General features: G+C 38.6%; 4 protein-coding genes and 2 pseudogenes. 4 read left to right on the top strand and 2 right to left on the bottom strand.

What is annotated here, in order from left to right; genetic code table 11:
• Positions 1-206 (top strand): annotated as a pseudogene (locus FJR09_RS24590) (RNA-guided endonuclease TnpB family protein); the annotation flags it as partial.
• A 99-nt stretch (positions 207-305) separates the two neighbouring features.
• A complete protein-coding gene (locus FJR09_RS05630) occupies positions 306-2,834 on the top strand; it encodes a mannose-1-phosphate guanyltransferase (protein ID WP_015079928.1) in 2,529 nt (842 codons plus the stop codon).
• A 442-nt stretch (positions 2,835-3,276) separates the two neighbouring features.
• Here FJR09_RS05630 and drmB read toward each other — a convergent pair whose 3' ends face one another.
• Both drmB and drmA read right to left on the bottom strand, forming a co-directional pair.
• The gene (gene drmB, locus FJR09_RS05625; RefSeq protein WP_168653165.1) at positions 3,277-5,157 is read right to left on the bottom strand and encodes a DUF1998 domain-containing protein; all 1,881 of its coding nucleotides are present in this window, start codon (positions 5,155-5,157) and stop codon (positions 3,277-3,279) included.
• Between the two features lie 90 nt (positions 5,158-5,247).
• On the bottom strand, positions 5,248-9,129 hold the full coding sequence (drmA, locus tag FJR09_RS05620) for a DISARM system helicase DrmA (RefSeq protein WP_168653166.1): 3,882 nt from the start codon (positions 9,127-9,129) through the stop codon (positions 5,248-5,250).
• Between the two features lie 329 nt (positions 9,130-9,458).
• Between drmA and FJR09_RS05615 the strand changes: the two are divergent.
• Positions 9,459-10,344 (top strand): annotated as a pseudogene (locus FJR09_RS05615) (Rpn family recombination-promoting nuclease/putative transposase).
• Between the two features lie 68 nt (positions 10,345-10,412).
• On the top strand, positions 10,413-10,676 hold the full coding sequence (locus tag FJR09_RS05610) for a DUF4351 domain-containing protein (protein ID WP_041457907.1): 264 nt from the start codon (positions 10,413-10,415) through the stop codon (positions 10,674-10,676).
• Positions 10,677-10,993 lie beyond the last annotated feature (317 nt).

The raw sequence follows: 10,993 nt of genomic DNA, 5'->3' as shown, positions 1-10,993 counted from the left end.
AAGTAATGCTACTTTGGTACTCAAATAATCTACAGGGGTTAGGAACTAGCCTCTCAGACGTGGATGATTCTAGCTCTACTTCAAACACCAGCAAACGCAAGAATGCTGGAAGTATGAAGCAACTAGGTCGTGCGAAGCGTCAAAAATCTCAGGCTCCGCTAGGGGATGTAGAAACCCCTGGCTCAAACGAAGTTAGCAAGGGGTAGTTCATAAGATATTTCTTAGGGAAGTTCCTTAGATCTCAATATCTGTATGAGACTAAAGGAAGAAAAACATTATAGTTTTAGCCAAGTTTAGGAGGATTTATGCGTGCAGTCTTAATGGCAGGTGGTTCAGGAACGCGGTTACGTCCTTTGACTTGCGATTTACCCAAACCAATGGTGCCTATTTTAAATCGTCCCATTGCTGAACATATTATCAACCTCCTGAAACGACACCAGATTTATGAAGTAATTGCTACATTACATTATTTACCAGATGTTCTCCGTGATTACTTTCAAGATGGTGGTGATTTTGGCGTACAAATGACCTATGCTATCGAAGAAGACCAACCATTAGGAACAGCAGGTTGTGTAAAAAATATTGCTGAACTATTAGATGAAACCTTTTTAGTCATTAGCGGTGATAGTATCACAGATTTTGATCTAACTGCGGCCATTGAATTTCATCAACAAAAACAATCAAAAGCCACCTTAATTTTAACCCGTGTGCCTAACCCCATTGAATTTGGTGTGGTAATTACCGACACCCAAGGACGGATTAACCGATTTTTAGAAAAACCCTCTACTAGTGAAATTTTTTCTGATACTGTTAATACTGGAACTTATATTTTAGAACCAGAAGTTTTAGACTATTTACCAGAAAATATTGAATGCGACTTTTCTAAAGATTTATTTCCCTTATTACTAGCCAAAAACGAGCCAATTTATGGTTATATTGCCGAGGGTTACTGGTGCGATGTGGGTCACTTGGATGCCTACAGACAAGCTCAGTATGATGGCTTAGAAAGAAAGGTAAAATTAGAAGTGGCTTATCCAGAAATTGCTCCCGGTTTATGGGTAGGAGCAAATACTTATATTGATCCTACAGCCAAAATTGAAACCCCAGCCATAATTGGTAACAATTGCCGCATTGGCGCGAGAGTAAAAATTGAAGATGGGACAGTAATTGGTGATAATGTCACAATTGGTGCTGATGCTCATTTAAAGCGACCAATTATTTGGAATGGAGCAATTATTGGTGATGAAGCCCAATTATCGGCTTGTGTAATTGCTCGTGGGACTCGTGTAGACAGACGCGCTCACGTATTAGAAGCGGCTGTAGTGGGTTCATTGTCTACCGTGGGAGAAGAAGCGCAAATCAGCCCTGGGGTGAGGGTGTGGCCGAGTAAAAAGATTGAGTCTGGGGCAATTTTAAATATTAATCTGATTTGGGGAAATACTGCCCAACGGAATTTATTTGGACAGCGCGGAGTCCAGGGTTTAGCCAATATTGATATTACCCCAGAGTTTGCGGTGAAGTTGGGCGCTGCCTATGGTTCGACTTTGAAACCAGGTTCAGTGGTAACGGTTTCTCGTGACCAGCGCAATGTTTCCCGCATGGTGACACGTTCTTTAATTGCTGGTTTAATGTCTGTCGGTGTGGATGTCCAGAATCTAGATACTACAGCCATTCCCATCGCTCGAACTGTGATCCCCACAATGTCAGTAGCCGGAGGGATTCATGTGCGGGTTCACCCAGAACGTCGGGATTATATCTTGATTGAATTTATGGATATTAAGGGGATTAATATCTCTAAAGCCCAAGAAAAGAAAATTGAAGGGGCGTATTTTAAAGAAGATATGCGTCGTTCCCAAAGTCATGAAATTGGTGATGTCGTCTATTCTAGTCAATTAGTGGATTGCTATGGTAAGGCTTTTGAAAAATTATTGAATGTGGATACTCTGCGGAACAGTCGGGCAAAGGTGGTCATTGACTATGTTTACGCTGTGTCTGGGGCAGTTCTGCCGCAAATGTTAGATAAATTTGGGGCTGATGCGGTGGTGCTAAATGCTAGTTTGAATAAAACGGCCATTTCCAACGCTGATAGAGAATTACTGCTAACTCAATTAGGCCATGTTGTGGAAGCGGTAAATGCTAATTTTGGTGTGCAGGTATCCGCTAATGGGGAACAACTCATATTAGTTGATGAATCGGGTTTTTCCATTCGGGGGGAAATGCTAACGGCGTTAATGGTTGATATGATGTTAACTGCAAATCCCAGAAGTTCGGTGGTTGTGCCGGTTCATGCTTCTAGTGCGGTGGAATTGGTCGCCCATCGTCATGATGGTCATGTGATTAGAACTAAAGCGAATCCGACGGCTTTAATGGAAGCTTGTCAGAAAAATCCCAATGTGGTTTTAGGTGGGAGTGGGGAAACTGGGTTTATTTTTCCCCAATTACATCCAGGCTTTGATTCGATGTTCTGCATTGCCAAGCTAATTGAAATGTTAACCATTCAAGAGCGATCGCTGGCAACCGTACGTTCTGAATTACCTCGTGTGATTAATAGAAGTTACACAGTTCGCTGTCCTTGGACTGCTAAGGGGGCGTTAATGCGCTATTTGGTGGAAACCCACCCAGCGCAAAATTTGGAGTTAATTGACGGTGTGAAAATCCGTCAACCCTATGATGACAATTGGCTGTTGGTTTTACCTGATGCCAGTGAGCCGCTAGTCCATCTCTATGTTAACAGTAGCGATCGGGATTGGGTTGATGAAACCCTCAGAGATTACCGCGCCCGTGTCCAGCATTTTGTGGAACGTGAACAGGAAAATTACCGGTTGGATATGTAATTTTTGGGGTGGGGTTTCCCCACCTTTTATGATGTTTTTTCTCACGCACAGACGCAGAGGCACTCCAGAGCAGGGGGAACGCATCTAAATTATCTTGACAAAATACTATTTTAGTGTATCAATAGCGAAGAAAACATATAATTGAATTCAAATGCTTACAAAATCCTTGATTAAACCGCGTTTACTTTGAAACCCATAGTTTTTTCTTAATTGGGTATTATTTGTCAAACTACTGATATAATAACCTGTCTCAACCTTCGTTTTCCCATTAGACATCTCCGGTAATTAAATGTGCGTGGTTTGAAACCCTTGTAGAGACGTTCTATAGAACGTCTCTACATTCATTTTCACCAGAGGTCTATTGACTTCAATTTTTCTTCGCATACATTTCTTAGATTGATATTACGCTACTAATAGTACCCTTTTTATCCATTCATATAAGTTACATTTTGTCAAAATAAATTAGATGCGTTTCCCCTGGTACAGTGGGAACTAAAACTGCACGGTCTAGATATTTATTTCCCCGTTCACAGGAGGTTTCTGGACTGAATAAACACCCATGACAAGCTGCCCAATGTAGAGAAGTTGTTCCCTTCAAAGGGGTATGTTCTGCACACAAGGGGTCAGAAGTACACAACTGCATCTGTTCTAAAGCTTGGTCAATATGATAACCCAGCTTTTTTGGTTCTCCCAAACTTACTAAGCCTCCCAAAGTTCCCTCGCTGTCAGGTGCTGCGGTGTAAATCAGTACACCTGCCATTGGACTACCTTCTTCTTGAGGACGTTTGGAGTAAATTCGTTCTTTTAAACTGGCAGCATTATAGCCACACTCTATTGCCATTTGTCGCATGAGGGCATGGGCGAAAGAGTGTAGTAAAATATAGCGAACTCCAGGGAATGTTATTTTCACTGGGTCGAGAGAACGAATTTTACACCACTGTTTATGAGCTTCAAAAGCTCGATTTTGATAATCTTGTAATAGTTGACTTTGTTCCCATTGACTCAATTTTTCTTCGTTAAACTGAATAAAAATACCTTCCCCTTTTACCTCACTTGCGGGAACCCATTGAGGATTTTTCCGGCTCAAGTCTACTAAATGTTCCGTGAGTATTTCCCCTTCATCTATAAAGTCACCCGGTGATTGAATCCGTGTAAAACTAATTAGGGCGCGAACTTCCCGCAATCTTTCTGCTAATACAACTTGGGAAAAATAATCTTCATAGCCAGCAGGAGGTTTGACTGGTTTTAACTGAAAATCTGGTGTATTAAAATTGGGGTCTGCTTGGGAAAAAATTTCCCATTCTGGAGTTTTTAAGTCCCTGGCATTTTTATCATCTGAATTACTTTCTTGTTGATTTTGTTTTTCTTCAATTATTGTCCAGATTTCTTCTAGGGGATGTTTTGATAATTCGGTTAATAAGTCAGGAAATTGACCGATCGCTTGTAATAAATCTAGATTACTTTTTAAAATATCTTGGCTGGTAGCTTTATTTAAAACGTGCCAATATTGCTCGATTATTTGGAATAATTGATGGGAACTTTCAGGAATTGACAAAGCGGAAAGGGTAATGGGAAACCAACTATTAGATGCACCTAATAAAATGGTTTTCATTTGTTTGTCGCAGGTATCATCAAAGTCACGTAAATGGGGATGACGGGCGCGACAACGAGGCATATTTTCTTTTCCGCTTTCACCAAAAGCATCTGATAAAGGGCGTTGTTGACCACAACTGCATATTACAAAAATATCGCTGGGAGAACCAGATACACCATATTCTTCAAATCTCAAAGCGCCATTACAGTTAATATTTTCTCCTCGATGGACAAAGTAACTCCAGGGAAAATCATCTAAATGTCCTCTTTCACAAGAAACAAGAAACCGTGAGGGTATGGCTGTTGGTTCTTTTTTGCTTTTAGGACAATTTTTATGAACATATTTAGTTTGATCTGGTCGGTAAGGATTTTCTTTTAATTGAAAAAGTTCTGATTTTAGGGAAGCAAGTAAATGACATTTAGGGCAAACCATCCAACTAGGAAAAGGTGCGACTGGGATTCCTATTCTGTTGACTTCATCAAAGGGACTAGATGATGTGACATTTTCTGGAGGCGTGGGAGGTGAAAGCAGTCGTTTTACTTGTGAACCTAATTCTTTACGAACAGCAGCTAAAAGTCTTGGTTCATTTAATTCGAGTGCATTTTGAGTGTTCCAGTCTTCTAAACCCATGACCATAACTGAGAGGTTGGGTAGGTCAAGTACAGCACCGACACCGAAGGAAAATAATATTTGACTGGGGCGTAATTCGCCAACTTTGTATTTATACATTTTGGGGATTCGGGATTGGGGATTGGGAATTGGGAATTGGGAATTGGGAATTGGGAATTGGGAATTGGGGATTGGGGATTGGGAATATGTTTACAAATTCTGTTTCTGTTTGGTCATTTTTTCTGGAAGGCGGTTAATGTCGTCGTCGGGTACTTGGTCTTGTAAAATTAATCCTACGGTTGGTTCTACATTGCGTAGGGAATTTAAACAAGTAAAATCTTGCCAGGTTTCTCGACCTGCTGATTTTAATAGTTCTATGGTTAAACCGTCCCGCTTTTCTATTTGGTATTTAAGAATGCCCCCACCTTGTATGTTTTGGGCTTTGCTTAACCAAATATCTAGTTTGGCTTCTAGTGCTTGTTTTACCATTTTCTGGGTTTCAGCATCCCCTACTAATCCGGCGCGATCGCAAATTGTCTCTATTGCAGCTTTAATATAAGGATGGTGGCGTTCAATTCTTCCTGCTTGGTCATTACCATTAAATTCCTTACCTGCTAACCTCACTAATGTAACAAATAATGCTGCTAAACCTCTATCAATGGCACGGGGCGCGAAAGGTGTTAATGATAAGGCTTCTACGTGCTGGTAAAAGGTGGCGTGGTAATGTTCAAATCTTTCATAATGGGATAAATCTCTAGGACGCGCCCAATTATACACTGTTAATACTAAACCTGGATATGTCCGCCCTACACGGCTGGTAGCTTGAATATACTCGGCTGTGTTTTTTGGCTGTCCTGTTACTGCCATAATACCTAACCGTTTTACGTCCACACCTACGGAAATCATGTTAGTAGCTAGGAGAACATCTAATGGTTCTAATTGATTAACTGTTTGTTTTGCTTTCCGCTTGGCTTTAATTTCGGCATCTTTTTGCGGATCAAAGGTGGTTTCGAGTCTGTCTAAAATTTCTGGAATTTCTGTAGAGTCTCTGCGTGATGTCAGTTCTTCTAAATTTATTCTCAGTCTTTTTGCTAGTCCCCGACGATCCATTTTTCCTAGACGAATACGCACATCATCATCTACTAACCTTCTCATTCCTCCTAATTCTCGCATGGAATTAAAATAACCTACTAGGGTCATCCAAGGATCAGCGCGATCGCCATATTTTTCATACAGAAATTGGGAAGCTGATAAAATCGCTATATATACGCGAATTGATACCGCTTTTAACCTGCGTCCTGTGGCACAAATTCCCAAATAACGCCTACCGGGATTAATTTCACTAGGTTGACGTTGACGGGAAAAAAAGTTATCTTCCACATCCAAACATTGGGGAGGAAAAACCTGTAAATCTCGCAAAAATAAGTTATATATTTGACTTTGTGCTTGGCGAATCGTAGCCGTAGAAGCCACAACTTTAGGGCGTACTTTTTTACCATCAACTTCCCAGGATGCTAACTCATCTACGGCTGTTTCATAGAGTCCCACTAAAGTCCCCAAAGGTCCACTAATTAGGTGTAACTCGTCTTGAATAATTAAATCTGGTGGTCGCAGCTTGTTAAAGGGGATAGTTTTAGCAGCAGCTAAATTAGTAGTTTTACGGTGTGAATCTGTATCTTCTATATTAGAAGAACGAAACCCATGACGCTGACAATAGCCATCCACTTGACCAAATAACATTTGTACTTCACCTTTCCAGGGCATTTGGGCAAATTTATCCACTGTAGCAATTAGTAAACTTGGTAAACGGCGATATATTTCTTCATCAACCACCAGAATGGGTAAACCCTCACCCGGAGATTGTTTTTCAGTAAATAAACACCGTCCTAAATCATCACCACAGTATATTAATGTCCGTCCCCTTCCTTTAGCAACAGATTCAACTTTTATATGTTTACCGGGGTTAATTTTAGTACCACACCAAGGACAATTATTTAATTGATGGGGTGAACCGCTACCGCTTTGCTGATACTGTCCCCGTTCTTGTTTACAAAATTCCTCGCTTTGATTGGTATGATTAGGGGTTGTGCGCTGACCTACCCATAAACCAATTCTAAAAGGTTCTTTACCCCATCTACTTTCATTTGTTTTGCGGATAGATTCACAAGCACAAATTAAAGTCGTAGCGCGTTGAAATTGCTGTAAAGTCAACAATCGTAGCGTGTAGCGCATGAGAACAGCAACCCCATACTCTCCAGAACGTCCCGCAATATTACCTTGTAATCTGCGTAAACCCAGAGTATAAGCTGTTAAACCTAAATATGCTTCAGTTTTACCCCCACCAGTAGGAAACCAAAGTAAATCTGCAACTGCATCCTGGGGATGACTTCTATCTGGGTGATGTAAATTGGTAATACTGGGTAAATTGAGTAAAATAAATGCTAACTGAAAGGGAAACCAGCGAGGTTGAGAAAGGGAAATTTGCTGTAAATCTGCGGTTTTATTTTGACGGATTTGTTCTGAATAAATAGAATGAACTCTCTGTAAATACATTGCTTGATTCATAAACCGAAAAGCGTCTGCTGCTTTTTCATCGGTTTGTAACAATGTCAGTCCTTCCCTAATTCTATTTAAAGTCTGTTCACATTTTTGAATAGCAGTTTTCGCTTCATTTTCATAGTCTGTTAATCCGGTTGCGGGGTCAGATATCCGTTGTTTTTGGGTATTAATCCAACTCTGATAAGCTGTAATTAAAGGACTAATTTTATTAGCAAGATCACCAGTTGCAGTTGTAGATAATTCTTGCATATCTAAAACCAATCCTGCTAATTCTGGAATTTCGTCTACTTGTGGAGGAGAGGTTTTAGGAACTTCATAAGCTGGAATTACTGAAATTGATAATTCAACAGCACGTTCTTCAGTTCTTGATGCTGTTTTTGCATGGACACTGACACCATGACCAATGGCAAATTCTACCTGTTTACGGTAAAGCATGGCCATAGTTTTTTCTTCAGTATAAATTACAGGATCTAATTTTCCTAATGATCGGGGTTGATGTCGTTTTAAGAAAATATCAGGATGTTGAGAATCGGCGGATTTAACCCTTAATTCTGGTTGAAATAACCAAGTCTCATCTCGTGATTTAGCTGTTTCTCTTTGTCCATTGATTAAAAATAAACTGACAATAAAATCACCGTTACTTTGTTTCCTGATTTGTCCTTTGACATAAACTTCTGGATATTGTGGATCAACTATCCAATTATTAATTACTCCCTCAATTAAAGGAATAGTAGGAGAATTAGCGCGAATTTGTTCCCGTTTCCAAACCTTTTTAAGTTTACCATCTACTTTGGTCAAGATTTCACTATCAGTGCGGTGATACTGTCCCCATCCTGCGGTAATTTGTAATGCTTTAGCTGTACCATTAACACAAAATGTCATTCCTAGAGAGGATGGAAACATAGTTTCTAATGGAGGGACATTAACTTCTGTACTACCATCTTCCACAGTACCTTTACCACTAATAGCTAATTCATCATTATTTCCGGGTAAATAACAATCTACTTCCCGTAAATTATCATCTAATTTATCATCTAATTTATCCGTATTATCATCTTTGGATATTTGATTAACAACACTGGATTTTTCTATTGTTTCTTCAGTGATGCGACGGTGTTGGGGTGCAAGTAGTCCTACTAAATAGCGATCGCTTACACTCTTTTCATCTAATTCTTCATCTTCACCACCAGCAGGACCGAGTAAATCGTTAATAATTGCTATTTCTAATTCTTCTCGAATTTTATAAGCTGAAGGTATATTTGATGATAAAATAGGTTGTTGTTCTTCGGTTTTGGTATGGGTTTTGATATAATTATTAATATCCGCAGCAATATGATCACTAATTTCTCCATTTATTCCTAACCAATCAACATCTTCTACTGAATCAATTCCTTCTAAAAGTATTGCTAATTGTGATTCTGGTGCAGAAATTACACTACTCCAATCTAAGGTAATTTGATGTTGATGGAGTTTTTGATTTATCTCTACTAAATTAAGTTCACCGGGGAGAATTGCAGGAAGTTGGATAATCATATATTGGGGAATTGGGTATTTATTAAGATGTTAAAACTAGGGAGTTAGCATATTTTTTAACATAATCAAATTATACATCATATTGGTGAAGTATTAGTAATAGTATAACTTATAACAAAAATTTAAGCTAGATTACAATTATTAAAGTTTATTTAAAAAATGTCAGAATCAGGATTTCCAGGATTTAAGGATATGCAGGATGTGGTTTTTAGTTTGGTTGTGTAGTGGTTTTGATTTTTTTGTCAGAAATGGCTAACGCCACGCTTCGCTATCAGACAATTACCAATTTAAGTTATAATTGAAAATACTATATAAATTCTGATAAAACCGTGAGTTTTGACAACGTTTGTAAGCTATTAGCTGAAAAATATCCTCTTGATTTTGCCCGGTGGTTACTACCAGAAGAACCACAAAGCGTCAAAGTTTTAAAAACCGAATTGAGTATTGAACCAATTCGTGCTGATTTTGTCACGTTTGACGAAAAGTGAAAACCAAATTTTACATATCGAATTTCAGACACTATCAACTTCTCGAAAACCCATTCCTTTGCGAGTCATAGATTATTATATCCGGTTAAAAAGACTATATCCCGAATGTACCATTATCCAAGTCGTGATTTTCCTCCAGGAAACAGAAGATAAAAATGCTTTTATCAATGTTTACCAAGATGTAAATACTACCCACCATTATCAAGTAATTAGAATGTGGGAACAAGACCCTGTTTTATTTCTTAATAATCCCGCACTTTTACCATTAGCACCATTAACCCGCACAAATGCACCTCAAAGTTTATTATCGCAGGTTGCTGAAAGTGTTGCTAAAATTGAGGAAATAGAAATCAAGCGGGATATTGTAGCCTGTACTGAGATTTTAGCAGGTTTACGGTTTGAGAAACAACTGATTAGTCAATTACTTAGGGAGGATATTATGCGAGAATCAGTAATTTATCAAGATATTTTGCAAAAAGGCGAAGAAAAGGGTAGAAAGGAAGGTGAGAAACGTGGTGAACAACGAGGTAGAGAATTAGGTGAACAACGGACAATTATCCGTCAACTTAATCGCCGGTTTGGAGAATTAGATTCATCATTGGTTGATAGAATCAAAACTTTGAATATTGAAAAGTTGGATAATTTAGCAGATGCTTTATTAGACTTTTCTAATATCAATGATTTGGTAATTTGGTTAAATGACAATCAACATGAAGGTCAAAATTAATCAACACTAACAACTGTAATTTTATGAGAGTCCGTTAAAACGGACTTTCTCTATAAGACGAGGATATTATGCGAGAATCAGTAATTTATCAAGATATTTTGCAAAAAGGCGAAGAAAAGGGTAGAAAAGAAGGTGAACAACGAGGTAGAGAATTAGGTGAACAACGGACAATTATCCGTCAACTTAATCGTCGGTTTGGAGAATTAGATTCATCATTGGTTGATAGAATCAAAACTTTGAATATTGAAAAGTTGGATAATTTAGCAGATGCTTTATTAGACTTTTCAAATATCAATGATTTGGGAACTTGGTTAAATTCAAATCAAGATTAATCATCCCCAACATTGGTCATTTTATCATCATTATAGACAGGGAATAAATTCCCTGTCTAAAAGCTAAAGTCGGTTGAAACCGACTATTTTTTTACAACATCCTGTAAATCCTATAATCCTGATTCAGACAATTACCAATTACCAAACACCAAACAAAAAATATCAAAACAACATCCTGAAAATCCTATAATCCTGGACATCCTGATTCAGACAATTACCAATTACCAAACACCAAACAAAAAATATCAAAACAACATCCTGAAAATCCTATAATCCTGGACATCCTGATTCAGACAATTACCAATTACCAAACACCA

This window comes from Dolichospermum sp. UHCC 0406 (assembly GCF_009712025.1).
Lineage (GTDB): Bacteria > Cyanobacteriota > Cyanobacteriia > Cyanobacteriales > Nostocaceae > Dolichospermum > Dolichospermum lemmermannii.
The sequence above is the reverse complement of the archived record's forward strand: the minus strand, read 5'-3'. Positions and strand labels throughout refer to the sequence as shown.